This window comes from Microcystis sp. LE19-10.1B (genome assembly GCF_027530565.1).
GTDB lineage: Bacteria > Cyanobacteriota > Cyanobacteriia > Cyanobacteriales > Microcystaceae > Microcystis > Microcystis aeruginosa.
Genome location: NZ_JAPZQM010000238.1, coordinates 1 through 14,455, shown reverse-complemented (window position 1 = coordinate 14,455; position 14,455 = coordinate 1). Strand labels below are relative to the sequence as shown.

General features: G+C 40.7%; 23 protein-coding genes and 2 pseudogenes. 6 read left to right on the top strand and 19 right to left on the bottom strand.

Annotation, left to right across the window (positions count from 1 at the left end; genetic code table 11):
- Positions 1–184: 184 nt before the first annotated feature.
- The 6 genes from O9332_RS08765 to O9332_RS08740 all read right to left on the bottom strand — a co-directional run bounded on the left by O9332_RS08765 (position 185) and on the right by O9332_RS08740 (position 2,891).
- Entirely contained in the window at positions 185–436 is a 252-nt protein-coding gene (locus tag O9332_RS08765; RefSeq protein WP_288024958.1) for a hypothetical protein, read from the bottom strand.
- Positions 437–647: 211 nt separating this feature from the next.
- On the bottom strand, positions 648–893 hold the full coding sequence (locus O9332_RS08760) for a PIN domain-containing protein (protein WP_002757248.1): 246 nt from the start codon (positions 891–893) through the stop codon (positions 648–650).
- Entirely contained in the window at positions 875–1,129 is a 255-nt protein-coding gene (locus O9332_RS08755) for a hypothetical protein (protein ID WP_002757250.1), read from the bottom strand. Before O9332_RS08755 ends, O9332_RS08760 begins: the two co-directional genes overlap by 19 nt.
- Before the next feature lie 113 nt (positions 1,130–1,242).
- Positions 1,243–1,884: a PEP-CTERM sorting domain-containing protein gene (locus tag O9332_RS08750; RefSeq protein WP_002757252.1), complete on the bottom strand. Its 642-nt coding sequence runs from the start codon at positions 1,882–1,884 to the stop codon at positions 1,243–1,245.
- Between the two features lie 318 nt (positions 1,885–2,202).
- On the bottom strand, positions 2,203–2,655 hold the full coding sequence (locus O9332_RS08745) for a type II toxin-antitoxin system VapC family toxin (RefSeq protein WP_002750618.1): 453 nt from the start codon (positions 2,653–2,655) through the stop codon (positions 2,203–2,205).
- Complete coding sequence (locus tag O9332_RS08740) at positions 2,655–2,891, bottom strand: hypothetical protein (protein WP_008202209.1); 237 nt, start codon at positions 2,889–2,891, stop codon at positions 2,655–2,657. The genes O9332_RS08745 and O9332_RS08740 overlap by 1 nt, the downstream gene beginning before the upstream one ends.
- A gap of 291 nt (positions 2,892–3,182) precedes the next feature.
- On the opposite strand from O9332_RS08740, the gene sipA reads away from it, so the two are divergent.
- Both sipA and O9332_RS08730 read left to right on the top strand, forming a co-directional pair.
- Positions 3,183–3,395, top strand: coding sequence for a regulatory protein SipA (sipA, locus tag O9332_RS08735; RefSeq protein ID WP_002777112.1), 213 nt, complete (start codon positions 3,183–3,185; stop codon positions 3,393–3,395).
- A gap of 66 nt (positions 3,396–3,461) precedes the next feature.
- Positions 3,462–4,412 carry a glycosyltransferase family protein gene (locus O9332_RS08730; protein WP_002757257.1) on the top strand — a complete coding sequence of 317 codons (951 nt, stop codon included), beginning with the start codon at positions 3,462–3,464 and terminating at the stop codon, positions 4,410–4,412.
- Here the strand turns inward: O9332_RS08730 and O9332_RS08725 are convergent.
- From O9332_RS08725 to O9332_RS08685, 9 genes are all read right to left on the bottom strand, one after another.
- The gene (locus O9332_RS08725) at positions 4,399–6,000 is read right to left on the bottom strand and encodes a peptide ligase PGM1-related protein (RefSeq protein ID WP_002757259.1); all 1,602 of its coding nucleotides are present in this window, start codon (positions 5,998–6,000) and stop codon (positions 4,399–4,401) included. The two genes, O9332_RS08730 and O9332_RS08725, sit on opposite strands and share 14 nt — an antisense overlap.
- A gap of 166 nt (positions 6,001–6,166) precedes the next feature.
- Positions 6,167–6,295, bottom strand: coding sequence for a photosystem I reaction center subunit IX (gene psaJ, locus O9332_RS08720; RefSeq protein WP_002738148.1), 129 nt, complete (start codon positions 6,293–6,295; stop codon positions 6,167–6,169).
- 45 nt (positions 6,296–6,340) lie between these two features.
- The gene (locus O9332_RS08715; RefSeq protein WP_002748906.1) at positions 6,341–6,835 is read right to left on the bottom strand and encodes a photosystem I reaction center subunit III; all 495 of its coding nucleotides are present in this window, start codon (positions 6,833–6,835) and stop codon (positions 6,341–6,343) included.
- 132 nt (positions 6,836–6,967) lie between these two features.
- Positions 6,968–7,387 carry a secondary thiamine-phosphate synthase enzyme YjbQ gene (locus O9332_RS08710; RefSeq protein WP_288024951.1) on the bottom strand — a complete coding sequence of 140 codons (420 nt, stop codon included), beginning with the start codon at positions 7,385–7,387 and terminating at the stop codon, positions 6,968–6,970.
- Positions 7,388–7,397: 10 nt separating this feature from the next.
- Positions 7,398–8,198 (bottom strand): uroporphyrinogen-III C-methyltransferase, encoded by an 801-nt coding sequence (cobA, locus tag O9332_RS08705; protein WP_288024947.1) that lies wholly within the window; start codon positions 8,196–8,198, stop codon positions 7,398–7,400.
- Positions 8,199–8,487: 289 nt separating this feature from the next.
- A complete protein-coding gene (locus O9332_RS08700; protein ID WP_002757266.1) occupies positions 8,488–8,778 on the bottom strand; it encodes an addiction module antidote protein in 291 nt (96 codons plus the stop codon).
- A 9-nt stretch (positions 8,779–8,787) separates the two neighbouring features.
- A complete protein-coding gene (locus O9332_RS08695) occupies positions 8,788–9,078 on the bottom strand; it encodes a type II toxin-antitoxin system RelE/ParE family toxin (RefSeq protein ID WP_159292440.1) in 291 nt (96 codons plus the stop codon).
- Between the two features lie 228 nt (positions 9,079–9,306).
- Positions 9,307–9,570 (bottom strand): DUF2442 domain-containing protein, encoded by a 264-nt coding sequence (locus O9332_RS08690; RefSeq protein ID WP_002757272.1) that lies wholly within the window; start codon positions 9,568–9,570, stop codon positions 9,307–9,309.
- Positions 9,571–9,738: 168 nt separating this feature from the next.
- Entirely contained in the window at positions 9,739–10,614 is an 876-nt protein-coding gene (locus O9332_RS08685) for a hypothetical protein (protein ID WP_002757274.1), read from the bottom strand.
- A gap of 128 nt (positions 10,615–10,742) precedes the next feature.
- Here O9332_RS08685 and O9332_RS08680 point away from each other — a divergent pair, with 128 nt between their 5' ends.
- The 4 genes and pseudogenes from O9332_RS08680 to speB all read left to right on the top strand — a co-directional run.
- A complete protein-coding gene (locus tag O9332_RS08680; RefSeq protein WP_288024942.1) occupies positions 10,743–11,240 on the top strand; it encodes a helix-turn-helix domain-containing protein in 498 nt (165 codons plus the stop codon).
- A 136-nt stretch (positions 11,241–11,376) separates the two neighbouring features.
- Positions 11,377–11,667 (top strand): nucleotidyltransferase family protein, encoded by a 291-nt coding sequence (locus O9332_RS08675; protein ID WP_002757283.1) that lies wholly within the window; start codon positions 11,377–11,379, stop codon positions 11,665–11,667.
- Positions 11,657–12,007 carry a HepT-like ribonuclease domain-containing protein gene (locus O9332_RS08670; RefSeq protein ID WP_002757284.1) on the top strand — a complete coding sequence of 117 codons (351 nt, stop codon included), beginning with the start codon at positions 11,657–11,659 and terminating at the stop codon, positions 12,005–12,007. The genes O9332_RS08675 and O9332_RS08670 overlap by 11 nt, the downstream gene beginning before the upstream one ends.
- 380 nt (positions 12,008–12,387) lie before the next feature.
- Positions 12,388–13,002: pseudogene (gene speB, locus O9332_RS08665) on the top strand (agmatinase); the annotation flags it as partial.
- A 32-nt stretch (positions 13,003–13,034) separates the two neighbouring features.
- Here the strand turns inward: speB and O9332_RS08660 are convergent.
- From O9332_RS08660 to O9332_RS08645, 4 genes and pseudogenes are all read right to left on the bottom strand, one after another.
- Positions 13,035–13,361 carry a DUF5615 family PIN-like protein gene (locus O9332_RS08660; protein ID WP_002757286.1) on the bottom strand — a complete coding sequence of 109 codons (327 nt, stop codon included), beginning with the start codon at positions 13,359–13,361 and terminating at the stop codon, positions 13,035–13,037.
- Entirely contained in the window at positions 13,345–13,608 is a 264-nt protein-coding gene (locus O9332_RS08655) for a DUF433 domain-containing protein (protein WP_002757287.1), read from the bottom strand. Before O9332_RS08655 ends, O9332_RS08660 begins: the two co-directional genes overlap by 17 nt.
- Positions 13,609–13,897: 289 nt before the next feature.
- A complete protein-coding gene (locus O9332_RS08650) occupies positions 13,898–14,308 on the bottom strand; it encodes a hypothetical protein (protein WP_288024938.1) in 411 nt (136 codons plus the stop codon).
- A 23-nt stretch (positions 14,309–14,331) separates the two neighbouring features.
- Positions 14,332–14,455: pseudogene (locus O9332_RS08645) on the bottom strand (IS630 family transposase); the annotation flags it as partial.

Here is a 14,455-nt window from a genome sequence, read left to right as displayed (position 1 = left end):
AATCCTTATCTGGCAAGAGACTTAATTGATTAGTTCGCTCTAGATAAGAAATAATTGACAAAAATCGCTAAATGCCTTTCTATATAAGGGTTCCATCCCTTATAACCCCCGTCCATTGCATAACACAAACCGAAGAGCCTTAATTGACCAATAATATAAATATTTGTATCTAAAAAAATTCTCCTCATTCATACCGCTCCTGAAATAGTTCTTGCTTCACTTTACGAATAAGCTCTAAAATCTGTTCATCAGTGTCGATACCTGCTTCTTTAAATGCAGCTTGCATCTTACGAGCTTGTTCAAATTCTACTTGTTCATTTTGATCGGGAACAATAATAACAACTTCAATCTCTGTGTCTGTTGGCAAATCTTGATGGGGTTGCTCGATAATTAATTGTCCATCTTTGATTTTGGCTTTAGTCTGAATAAATTGCATTTTTGATTTCTCCTCAGACTCAATCTGGTTTATTATATCTATCTTATCATTTTCGAGCGACTAATGTGTAAGAGGAAAATATATAAAAAAACAAAACCCCCTCAACTGACTGAATGAAGCGGCGATCACAAGTTTTTTATTAATGTTTTTTAGGAGACTTTTGTGGTTTCCTTTTCTGAGGGTTTGGAGGGTTTTAGTTGGCACTTGAGGGTTATCTCCATACTTTCACCCGCATTATATCAAAATGATAATCATAGCTCCAAACAGGTAGATCTAATTCGATTGAGATGATAGCAGTCAAAGCATCAACAATAGTAATAGTTTGATCAGGAAATTGTTTAGCTTTTGCTATGGCTGCGAAATACTGATCTTCTGTCGGATTGATCAGATTAGCAGATTCTAAGCAATTTTGTGTGAAATGAGTGGCTTGTTCAAATCCTAATCTATATAGAGGCAAGCTGTAAATTCGGCTAAAACAGCGTCATGATTGATGGATGTGTCAGTATAGCCACTTCCTTTGGGTGCGGGAGATAAGTGAAAAGATTTTTTCGGTTTGGATAAATAGCCTTTCGCTATTAAAAATGATTCTATAGCCGTTTGTACTGTATCAGAAGAAGATACCTTATGCTCTTGATTGTAGGCGGCTAGAGCATTAATTATGGTGGTGGGTAGCTCAATCGTCACCTGTTGCATAACCAAAATCCTCTTGATTTAATCATGTCCCTATTATACAATAAACCCCCTCAACTGACTGAATGAAGGGGCATTTATCGTATTTTGTGGGCAATTTAGCCTACTTTTGTGGTTTAGTTTTCTGATGTTTTGGATGATTTTAGTTTGCGTTTGAGGGTTGAAGCTGCACCTAATGCACCAAAGGAGCCAATAGCTAAAAGTCCAGCAGTTGAGGAGGGTTCAGGAACTACCTTTAGGTTTCTAATAGTAACACACGGGTCTAAACACCCCATATAACTTTGACTAGGAGCATCATAGAATGCCTGATAAGGATCAACATCAGGAGGAGTGGTGTTGTTTTCATTAATCGTGTAAGCAAGTCCCCCTTGAGAGAAAAAGGCAGATGCTGTATTAGTTCCGGGGTTTTCAACACCATTTGGATTAAATAGATTATCGTTTAGGGCAGCGAATGGACCAATCTGAGTTGTGCCTGGAGCTAATAGACCAATTATTGGACCACTCTCTGGAGCGGCAAATGGACTTGTACCTTGAGTTCCAGTTATGGATGTAACTCTATATCCAGTAAAGCCTGATTCAGTGGTCAAAAAATCCTCCGTGATCAATGTGGCATTAACTGGTGTGGGATTGGCAGCAGAGGGAAAATCTATATCGAAACGAAAATTAAATGTCAAAGCCGAAGCAGGATTTACTCCAAAGCCAATCATTGTAGTCGTTGCAGCCGCTCCAAGAGCTAAGGCTAAAGTCCAATTTTTCATTTTTTACTCCTGAGTAGTGTTTTTTGTGTGTAAGTTTGTAGTCTTAGCTTTGAGGCTATTAGCCTACTTTTGTCGTTTCTTTGCTAGGTCAGGCAACACCCCAACCCAACGCCAAAGGGAGACAAGGGGATCGTACACATTCCCCCCCCCACAACTGTATCAAAAAATACAATTTAATAAATCCTTACATTCCTCTCCCTAGCTTAGGGATTCACAGGGGAAGGAGTCTCAGGTGTTTTCCCCTGTTTTACCCCTTCTCAAGCGACCTATTGCCTTCCGTGAGGGATTGTGGCGCGGTATGTCGGATTTGCTGCTTAATTATTGGGAATTAATGAAATCTTGAGGATGAACGATGGTAATATTGGGAATAGGGATAAAGTCATCAGGATTAAAGGTTAATAAATGGGTAATGTTAGAAGCTTTCATGACAGCAAGAAGCCTAATATCATGAGTGCGTTTTCCTTTAATGTTGTAGATGGTGACTAATTGAAACCAAAGGGGAAAAATATCCGGCGTTTCTGCAATTAATGTAAAGTTATCTAATAAATCATTGACATAATTTGTAGCTTGTGCTGGAGTCCAACCTAAACCATTAACATCAAGGGGTCGGGTTGCAACTACCCAAAATTCAATTAAAACTTGAGGAATAATAACACATTCATTAGCTGTTTCGACGATTTGAGTAATTACATTATTAGCAAGAGAATAAGTTGCTGAAGACGTATCAGCCGCCCGAAGTAAAATGTTAGTATCCAGTAAATATTGAGTCATTAGTCTTCATACATAGTGTCACGGTGTAAAGCTTCATCAGGTAAATTCGCACTTGTTTTAGGAAGTTTAGCGATTACTTTCTGCCATTTTTGAGCTTTTTCCTGGGGAGTGAGACTATAATCTGGGGAAGGGAGGGAAATTCTTGAGGTGAGAGATTCGGTGAAGGATAACACTTCTTGTTGTTTTTCTAAGGGAAGTTTTCTTAGGTTTTTAATGATAACTTGTTCAATGTTCATTTGACTTAGACTAATAGGCAACCATATCAATCATATCTCATGCCGCAATTTCTCTATATTTAATAAATCTTTACATTCCTCTCCCTAACTAGCGATTAAGATTTTGGGTCTTTTTGATTGTACCGATAGCGATCGCTCCGCTCGCCGCTAGGTTAAGCAACACCCCAACCCAACGCCAAAGGCGGATGGCAACAGCTTACAGAATACCTATTCCCTAGGGAATCTATCTTTAGAATGATTTGAAATATGCTAAGTTGAGATACGATGTCACGATCGCATCTAGCCAGTACCATGAGTGAAATTAGCATCGGGGGAAAAGTCCGTCTGATTGCCATTCCCCCTTACCTGAAAACCGCCGATCCCATGCCTATGTTACGGCCGCCGGAGCTACTCAATATCGACGATATCGGCACGGTTATCGATCGCCGGCCGGGGGGTTATTGGGGTGTAAAATTCGATCGAGGCTCATTTCTGCTCGATAGCAAATATTTAGAGGCCATTTAAACCAGTTAAGTGCATCGCAGTCAAGACAACTTTGATAAATCACAAGCAAATCTAAAGAGTTAATTTATGTCTAATACTTTTCTATCGATCGTTATCCCGATGCGCGAGGGATTTAGCGAACATTGGCTAGGAGAATTATTGAAAGTCAAGGGAGATATAGAATTTATTTTAGTTCATCCTCCTGGGGTCAAACCTTCCCCAGTCAATGATCCACGCATGAAACAGATTGTCTGTGCTTTACGAGGTGAAATTATTCAAAGAAGTACAGGATTTTTAAATGCCAGAGGTACTTATATTCTCACAATCAATTGCGATGAATATTTACACCCTGAGATCGTCACCTTAGTCAAAGACTATTTTGACCGCTTTCCCAATAGTTGGGTATTAAGATTAGCCAGATGTGGATTTCCCTACGGTGAACGAGAAAAATTGGAGAGTCCTTGGCCAACAATTCCCGATGTAAAAAGTTTAGCTATCTGTAGCAGGAGAGAGAATAATAGTAACTTGTTTAAAGAGAATAATTATTTATTAGAAGTACCGATCGCTCCTTTAGATAATCCTTTTAATCCTAGCGCCCTGATCGGGAAACGTCGAGATCACAAGGGTCCTCACATGGAAAACTTTGATAAAAAAGTTTGGAAAAACGAACTGGTACAACCGGCAGTTAAAGAGATTACTGCTTCCATGAGTGTCACTGGTCCGATTAAATATATTCCCTTTTGGTGTTTAGATAGATTACTGGGTTTGTATATTCAGGCCAAGTTTTTTGAGCAAGGTAAAACTATCGGTCATTGGCTGCCAGAAATAGCCGAACAACTGCGGATTGAAGATAATCCTCCTGAGTATAAAAGAACTAAACGTTTTTACTTTATTGCCGAGGTGATTCTCCTGAGAAATTTCCCTAAATACGGTTATCTTTGGAATTTAATTCTCGCTCAAGCGACGGAAGTACCCGGACGAGCTATCGATTCCCTAAAACGCAAATTCTTGCCAGAAAAACCTTCTATATCCAAGTGATCGGTAATCCAGAATAATAATAACCTAAATTTATGGAACTATGCTCTGTTTCCCAATCTAACACCTGTTCCACACGCTGATAAATTGCCGCAGCTTCCTCACTAGAATTGCCGATACAAGTTAACCCTAATTTACCAAATTCTGACAGCGCACCCATGAGATGAAAAACTGTTCCTGTTTTACTGCTACTATCAAAATGTAAGTGATGTTTAGCAATAATATCCATTAAATCATCGGGAAGTAAACCTTTGTATTGGGGTTTGTGGAGATTATCGGAGGCAATATAATACTTTTCTTGGTGAGGTTGACTGAAAAACAATCCGGTTTTTTGATCGTATTCACCATTAGTTAAAAGCTTCAAAGTCATGAAAGGATGGGTAGTTCCTCCTTTTCGCAGATTAATTTCGATCGCCTGTAAATCCCAGACTAAAGTTTCTGGATTTTTGACAGCGACGAAATCAACTCCATAGCGTTCAATTGCCCCCTTTGCTGCCAGAATTTCCCCTATTTTTAGACCTAATTCCTGTAATTGCAGGCGATAATTTTCATCGGCAGGAAAATGACAACCTAGATAAATTTGACCATCGGGACCGCCTAAAATTTGATCGTGAGTGGAAAGAATATTCACTTCTCCCGTGGGTGTAATATAACCTTGCACACTTGGCGATCGCTTTTCTTCTCCTTCAATAAAAGCTTCGACAATTGCCCCTAATTCAGCAATTCTGCCAGAAAAACTCTCCCAATTTTCATCCCTTGCTTGAAAACTCATCTTCTCTAATTGTTTGGACAAGAGATTCATTTTCTCGCTTAAATCTAGACTGTTACTATCAACAATTACCCCTAAAGGACGTAAATCTAAAACTGCATTTCCTTCTCCCGATAACCCCTCATTTAACTTCACTACCATGCGTTTTAGTTGCGGTTGACGGGACCACAAACTAGCGGCCTCATACAACAAATCCTTGACCGTATTTACCTGTAAACTACCGTCAGGATGGGGAATATTGCCTTGAGCAAAAATCTCGCGACTGCCACTTTTAGAACCCCAATACAATAAGTCTGGACTACAGGCAAATAAAGGAATATCTAATTGTAAAGACAATTCTCGCTCTAAATTAGTAGAATTAAAACAAACCATGTAGGCACGATCTCGACGCAACGCTTGCCGGATTCTTGCTACTAAGCGCGGTCTGTCCAGAATTTTTTGGGTTAAAGGTTGAAAAGAGTTATCGTGAGTTGTCAGTAATAACAGACGATTATTAGCATGGGAAAAAGGAATCCCAGGCAACAATTGCAGATAATAATCAATCACCATCCGCGCCAGTGGCTGCGCTGTTACATAGATTAAACGAGTTTTCGGGTGTCGCAACCGAATCAGAGAAAATAATAATCTTTCTTCGTAATGTAAAAAACCCGCTACTTTTTGACCGACTCTCTGATCGATACTAAAAGAAGGGACAACTAGGATATCATAATCCCATTCATCGGATTCGGGAACGTTTTCTCCCTGCCAAATCTCTTTTAATTTTTCTTGTAATTCTTGATACCGCAGACGCTTTCCTAGCATCAAATCTCTATCTAACAGCATGGTTTGTCCCACCTCTGTGGTTGCAGACACCTGTATCTTATCGATTTTTAGAGCCTGTCGTCTCCAGTGCCTTTCTTTTCTTAATATTCCCCCAGTCCCTCCGATCGTTGCCCTTAAAAAGGGATACAGTGGACTCTGTATCCCCTTTAATCACCTGAGATTGCCTTTAGCCTAGCGGGTGGAATAAGAGATCGGGATAAAAGCGATTAAATTCGATTAAAATCCCGGCGGTGAAAGTCAGCAGCGCCATAATTAACACGGGTGCGGACGAGAGAAATTTAGTAAGTCCTTCCATCTGAGTTCTCCTAGGGAATAAAAAGTCAAGGGTTTGACACAAAAATTAACGAGGGGAAACGGTAATTTCCGAATCCTTAACGGTTAATTTACCGGAAGTGGCCTCTTGTAAAGCCGCCAACGGCCAGAGAAAACCCGTTAACATTTTGCTCAAAGCGAGGGGAACATCGATGATGATTTCCTTCATTTCCGCATCTTTGCTGTCGCGCACGGCGATTAAATAGGCCCGACCAACCCAACCGATCCAACCGGTAATGTACAGGAATAGGATGCTAGGGATAAAGAAATCGCCCATGTGATCCCAACGACCATCCACAATTAGGTGCGGATAGCCTTCCGGTCCACAGAGAGCTTGGGAGTAGGTTTGAGCGCGTTTGGCTCCCGATTCGGGGTCAGGAGTGGTGTTGCGGAAACTCTTCGCTTTTTGTAGGAAAGCGGGATTTTCGCTACAAGGGGTCAGATTGGACAAATCAGCCGACGCTGGAGCGGCAAAGGTGAACCAGAGAGATAGCACCAGGGCCAGAGCGAACAATTTTCGCATAAATTGTTTCCTTTTGTTACGAAATATGAAGTTCTTTGTTCAAAAAGCGAACAATTTGATCGTACACGGAAAAAATCTTACTCCGATGAGGGGTACGAGTAAAGTTTCTATTACAAAACTATACGCAACGCTTCAGACCCCGGTGATATGAACCACCACTTGCCTTTGGTGACGACTCTGACGATGTTCCCAGAGATAGATACCTTGCCAGATGCCTAAAACTAATTTACCTCTAGCGATCGGGATTTGTTCCGATGTCCGGGTTAGGACCGAGCGAATGTGAGCGGGCATATCGTCTGGCCCTTCGGTAGAGTGATAGTAGAGACTGCTATCTTCCGGGACTAACTTGGCGAAGAAATTGGCCAAATCGGTGAGAACATCGGGATCGGCATTTTCTTGGATCAGCAAAGAAGCGGAGGTGTGACAGACAAATATACTGCATAATCCCGTCGTTATGCCCGATTCAGCCACGATCACCTCTATGGGGGCAGTGAGACGATGGAAATTCTTGGGACTGGTGGCAATTGTCAGGGATTTTTGATATTGACGCATGGAAACCGAATCAGGGAGAAATGGGGGTGGGGGGGATTGTCCTCGATAGCAAAGGTTGTCCCGCTTGCAAGAGATCGTGAAGGTTCACCACTGCACCGATAACAGCGATCGCTGGGGCTTCAAAGCCGGTGGCTTCGATCTGGTCCATAATCGTGGTGAAAGTACCGATTAACTGCTGTTGTTGCGGTGTTGTTCCCCAGCGAATCAGGGCGATCGGTGTTTCTGGACTTCTGCCGGCCTTGGTTAACTCGCCGATAATATAGGGTAAATTATGCACACCCATATAAACAACAATTGTTTCCGCACCATGGGCGATCGCTGACCAGTTAACTTGAGGACGATATTTACCCGCCATCTCGTGGCCGGTGACGAAGGTAACGGAAGAACTATAATTGCGATGGGTGAGGGGAATACCGGCGTAGGCAGGCACGGCAATTCCTGAAGTGATCCCCGGCACGATCTCGACGCTAATTCCAGCCGCAATCAGATCGAGCATTTCTTCACCCCCGCGACCGAAAACAAAGGGATCACCCCCCTTGAGACGAACAACCACAGCATTAGTCTGGGCCTTCTCGATCAGTAAAGCGGTGATTTCCTCCTGTACTAGAGAATGACGACCGCGACGCTTACCCCCATGGATTTGTTCGGCCCTGGGGTTAATCATGGTCAGAATCGAGGGGCTGACTAGGGCATCATAGAGGACAACATCGGCATTTTCTAGGAGAACTTTCGCTTTTAAGGTCAACAAACCGGGATCTCCGGGACCTGCACCGACGAGATAGACCTTACCACAACTTTCTGATTGATTCATAGATACTGGGGAGAAAATTCCTGCTTCGATCGAATGCGCTTGATCCCTAATGTATTGTGACTGGGGCAAAATTTGGTATTTTTAGCTACAGTTACTCGGCGATCATGCGCTTTCTTCATGAAGAATTATGATCTTAACATTACTTAACCCTTAATCTAGCGATCGCTCTGATCCTAAATCCCGTTTAACAGGTATGGGGGAGTGGAAAGTGGGGAAAAGGGAGCGGGTTTTTAAAGTGGGATTGGGAGTTAATCATGCTATTAAAAACCGATTCAGTATAACGGTGAAGTTAGGCAATTGGTACGACTTGGAGGCGTAACCCAAGTGATTGTAAGACCTTAAGAACTGTGGCAAACTCTGGATTGCCTTCGATTGACAAAGCTTTATAGAGACTTTCACGCCCCAACCCTGTTTCACGGGCAATATGTGTCATCCCTTTAGATCGAGCAATATCACCTAATGCTGCTACCACTAAGCTTGGATCGCCATCTTCAAGAGCTGCTTCAAGATATGCAGCTATATCTTCTTTTGTTTCGAGATGTTCTGCCGCATCCCAAGGATAGGTTTGGATAGTAGCCATGAAAATCTCCTATAAGTCTTGTGCTAAATTTAATGCTGTTTTGATGTCCCGTTCTTGAGTTTGCTTATCTCCTCCTGCCAAGAGGATGATCAAGGTCTCGCCTCGCTGAATGAAATACACCCGATAGCCTGGGCCATAATCGATCCGCAGTTCCGATACACCTTTTCCTACTGGTTTAACATCGCCTGGATTGCCCATAGACAGGCGACGAACACGAATGTCTATACGTGCTTTTGCTTGGCGATCCCGCAAATTGCTAAACCACTGAGAGTAGGTTTCGGTCTGGCGAATTTCAATCATGCCTTAAGTGTATCCTATGGGATACAGAAGGACAACCAATAAAAATAAGGTGCGTTACATTTCATTAACGCACCCTACAAGATCGGCGATCGCAATAATCAATGTGCATGGTGCGTTCCCCAAAAATCGATCGCTGGAGCGGTAGAAGTTGCCTTAGGGAACGCACCCTACAAGATCAGCGTGCTGCTACGCAGTGCCTTCGGCATCGCACTTAATTAAGGATAAAAACTAGGCTTTAACTTTTAAAGGAAATCTCTCAGGATTTTTAATAATTTCTTTGCTTAAATCTACATCTAAATCTGGCCAATAAAAATGATTAGGAAAAGGCTCTTGTATATTTAAAATTTTTCTAATAGGGACATCTTGAAACCAGTAAAAATTTTGATAGGAAAGAAACATTTCTTCATTGTTTGCCAGAATCCATATTCCATGGGAAGAAATATGAGTTACTTCAGCTTGAGAAGTGTTTTGTCCAAGCATTTCTAAGTTCATTTTGTCGTTCCTCAATAATAGTTTCTATCGCTTGAAGATGATTGATGCTTACCCTTCGTTTATTATAGCAAATATTCAGTTAAAAATACAAGAAGGAGAAGCAAGAGCATAAAAATCCCCCTCAACTGGTCTAAAATTAAGGGGGAATGAGTTATATAAAAAAGCAATTTAACCGACGTTACTGGGTTCTTTTTCGGTTGAATGAGAGCGTTTTACTTTGCGTTTTAGGGTTGCACCTGCACCAAGTATTCCCAGGGAAAGAAGACTTAGGGTTGAGGTGGGTTCTAATGTTTTTGGAGGTGGACAGCTTAGTTTATTATTACCTGAACTTGTCTGTCCTTGTCCAGTAAGAGGGATAACTTGTTTTCCCGTAGGATCAGTTAAGTTAGCATCAACTCGTCCACTTCCTTCAGCTTTACTAGAGGTATCACACTTCGTTTCAGCTTTATTGTCATTTCCTATTTGTACATTTACATTGGTAACATTTGTGGTATTTATTTGAATATTATTGTATCTCCAACCTGATAATAATTGTCCTGATTCAAATACGCCACCTCCTGTTAGAGTTTCAGAAAAAATTGTTAAATCAAATTCTGAACCAGGAATAACATCATCTGGTACTGTACTTGTTATTGCTCCTGTTAAGCTGACAGTGATTCTTTGCGGTGGTGCACCTAGTAAATCTAATCCTGGTGCTGTTATCAAAAGACTCGCTTCATAGGCATGAGTCATATTATTAAAATCAAAAATAAAGTTTGAAGACTCTGAAGAATCTAGTGTAAAATTTACTAATCCTGTATTAATTGTTTGTCCATCAATTGTAATATCGAACGGCTCTATTATACCTTTAAATATTTCATAAGATCCAGAAATACCCCCACCTAGGCTGATAGCAAGAGCATTCATGGACAAAGAGGAACTCAAGAAACTAGATACAATAAATACAAACGGTTTAAGTCGCATTTTGTGACTTCCCACCTCCAATATAAAATACCACCGTATTCTAAATACGTTGAAATTTTCCTTCAAGGCTTTTAAAGTCATATAAAGTTATATAAAGCAGTATTAAGAAAAATAACTTAAATCTAAAAATAATATTAAATTGACCGTACACCTTATAATGTCATATAATGTCGGGTAAAAGCTTATTAATCTTGACTCTGTGTTTAAAAATGAACAATTTTGATATTCACTCTTTAATTACAACTGTTGATAATCTCATCTTTTCCTATACAGGAGAGAATTTAGATGATGTTCAGTCTGAAATCGTAGAAGGGGTGATTAATCACCAAAAATACACAGAAATCGCTAAAAGTCATCATCGTTCCGAGAAATATGTCAAGGATGTAGCCGGTAAGCTATGGAAAACCTTATCGGAAATTTTAGGAGAAGAAGTTAATAAAGCTAATCTTAGGTCTAGTCTGCGAAGGTATTATTATAATGTCGCTAACAATAATGTCGTTAACGGTGTCCAAATTAATAAAGGTCATATCTGTAATCAACTACCAGAAAACCAATTACAAAAATTTGATCCAGAAGAAGAATATAAACTCGAAATCGCTACAGAATTGATGAAAGAAGGCTTAACCGTCGAACAAATTGCTAGAGTGTTAAAACTTCCCTTAGAATTAGTTAAAGAGCAACTTGAAAAACCTAAGCAAACTAATTAATGGTGGTATTTGGCACTGGCAGAGCATTTCTAAGTTCAATAATAATTTCTATTTTAATAAACTTCATCATGAGAGCCAATATCAACGAGACAACCATTAAGGTTACAATGAAGGAATCAGATTTCAGGAAATAGCCATGAAACGAGATGAAGTACTAACAATTCTCGCAAAACACCGAGAACAATTAGAAAAACTAGGGGTAAAATCTCTGTCTCTATTTGGTTCAGTAGCAAGGGATGAAGCACGTTTTGACAGTGATGTAGATTTATTGGTAGAATTTAGTAAAGCGGTAGGGTTATTTGAGTTTATCGAGGTACGACTTTACTTAGAAGATATATTAGGATGTTCTGTTGATTTAGGTACTCAAGATTCTTTAAAAGAACATTTACGACAACCTGTATTAAAGGATGTGATTAATGCCTTTTAGAGATTGGCAACTTCGTCTTCAAGATATTATTGAATCCATTGATGAAATCTTGGAATGGACGGCTAATATGACCTTTGAAGATTTTAGCTCAAATCGAGTGACTCTTAAAGCAGTTCTTTATAATTTAGGAATTATTGGTGAGGCATCTAGAAATATTCCTAGTGAGATACAATTGCGTTATTCTCAAATTCCTTGGCGTTTAATGGGAGATATGCGAAATGTCATTTTTCATGAATATTTTCGGGTAGAATTGGCAATTGCTTGGCGGACGATTGAAAATAATCTAACTCCATTGCGTTCACAATTACAGGAAATTTTAGAAAATGAAGCCGAAAATTAATCTATAAAATTCCCCCTCAACTTATTCAATTAAGGGGGAATGAGTTATATAAAAAAAGCAATTTAACTGACGTTCTTGACAAAAGGCCATAACCTGTGCCTTGGAAGGAATTAAGAGAATTTCTGATGCCCTCTTCCCTGGTAGAAATCAAGGAAACCCCCCATAAATCTAACTCGGTTTCAGCAAATATGCTCGCTCCCTGTCCATTGAGAAATATTACAATAAACACGGGTACACCAAGAAAAGTTAAGGGATGTATCTATTGATAGATAAGGGGTTTTGGCTATTGTAGTATATATGTCTGGGGTCAGTTGAGATAGACAAAAATAGTCAAAATATTTATAATAGAAGATTGGACTAAAATTTTCTGTGACTTGCCCATGTTATTGTCTTGCGCCACCGGTAGCGAACAGTTTTTAGGGAGTGAAGCGATCGCCACTTACGCCACAGCTAAGGCCGTGATCCTGCCGATTCCCTACGAGGCCACCACCACCTATCGCAAGGGTTGTGAAACTGGACCGGCGGCGGTGATTACCGCTTCCCAACAATTGGAAGCCTATGATGAGGAACTTAAGAGGGAAACCTGTTTAGAAGTGGGCATCTATACCCATGATGCGATCGCAGATACCCGTCAACAACCGCAATTGTCCGCCGAGGAGATGTTAGCCGTCACCACAGCTACAGTTTCTCGTTTAATTGCCGATGATAAATTTGTCGTCGCCGTCGGGGGTGAACACGCTATCACTACGGGAGTAGTACAAGCTTACCGACAAGCTTTATCGGAACCTTTTACGGTGGTTCAAATTGATGCCCATGGCGATATGCGTTTTGAGTACGAAGGATCGCACCATAACCACGCCTGTGTGATGCGTCGGGTGTTAGAAATGGGTTTACCGACCTTACCCGTGGGAATTCGGGCTATTTGTCGAGAAGAAGCCGAATTAATCGCTAAACAGCAGATTCCCGTGATTTGGGATCGAGATATCGCCAGGGATGCGGAGTTATGCTGCTTTCGCCAACACAACTTTCAGGAGCCTCCAACTTCAATCACTTCTCCTGGAGAGACTTTATCTAATACGCTACAGGCATCTGGCATTAGGGGAAGTAAGTCAGAAAGTTTGTTGCTGGTTGCTACAAGAACAATAACTGCCACTCCAGTTTGCTGTAAATTTTGCTGATAACGCAAATTTTGATCTGTAGTGAGGAGAATCGTGAAACCCTCCTGACTCATCAGCCTCAGCAACTCACCGTTCTTTTTCCCTGACCATCCCATCTCAACAACTGTGCATACCTCGTAATCGGCAAGCTCACGCTTTAACGGGCGTGGGGCGCATTCATCAAGCAGGATTCGCATAGGCTGTCAACATTTCCTTTGCTAATTCAAGGGCTGAGATCGCCTGTTCTCGACTGACACTGGGAAAATGGTCTAGAAATACCTCTAATGAATCACCAGCCTCAAGATAATCAAGTAGGGTTCTCATCGGCACACGAGTTCCTACAAAAACAGGGGTTCCCCCTAGAATGTCGGGATCACTGTGAACAACACGGGATATTAATGCCATAACAAATATATCCAACTGGCTACTAGCTTTTATCGTCATTGTATCCTAAAGTCATTTGTCGGCTCTATACAAGGTGAGGCTCAGGCATGGGACACTTCACTTGACTACTCTGCCTACATCTTGCCGCTAGACCCAAACTAACTTTTGGATACGATGCACAGTTGGCATTCATACCTTGATTCAGCAACGCCTAGACTTACAGCTTCAATCAATGTGCATGGTGCGTTCCCCAAAAATCTATTAGTGGAGCGGTAGAAGTTGCATTAGGGAACTCACCCTTCCGATACAATTGCGTTATTCTCAAATTCCTTGGCGTTTAATAGTTCAGTTATTCATTTTCTTGAAAAATATCCCCATCGTATTCAATTTTAGCAAATTCGTTTTCTTCTTCTTCAAAAGAGTCTAGCTTCTCTCTAACTTCAGAAAATAAATCCTCCGATTCAGACGATTCTTGTAGTTGCTCATCAATCAAATCTACTCTAGGTAGGATGACATGAAACTCTTTTTTCCATTTAGAAATTAAATGTTCATTCCAGTTAACATCAGGACTAATTTCCTCTTTGGTCTTTTTTATTAGCTCTCTTACACCATCAGAGGTATCAGATAATATTATTTTGACAAGTTCTACACATTTATCGGCTCCAGAACCTTTAGTAAGAATGCTCAGATTTTCATTAGGCTGCACTATGATATTAGACCAGTGTGGTTGGTTTCTTTGAAAAAAACCTTCTTGATCCATTTTCTTAATAAGCTTTTACGCATTTAAGTTACATTGACAGCATTACCCTTATTTTTAAGTTTTCTACTCCATTTAATAATCAATCCCCCTTCATTTAAAAGCTGATTGACTACTTTTTCCAGTTCTTCTTTATTTTCAAATTCTCGA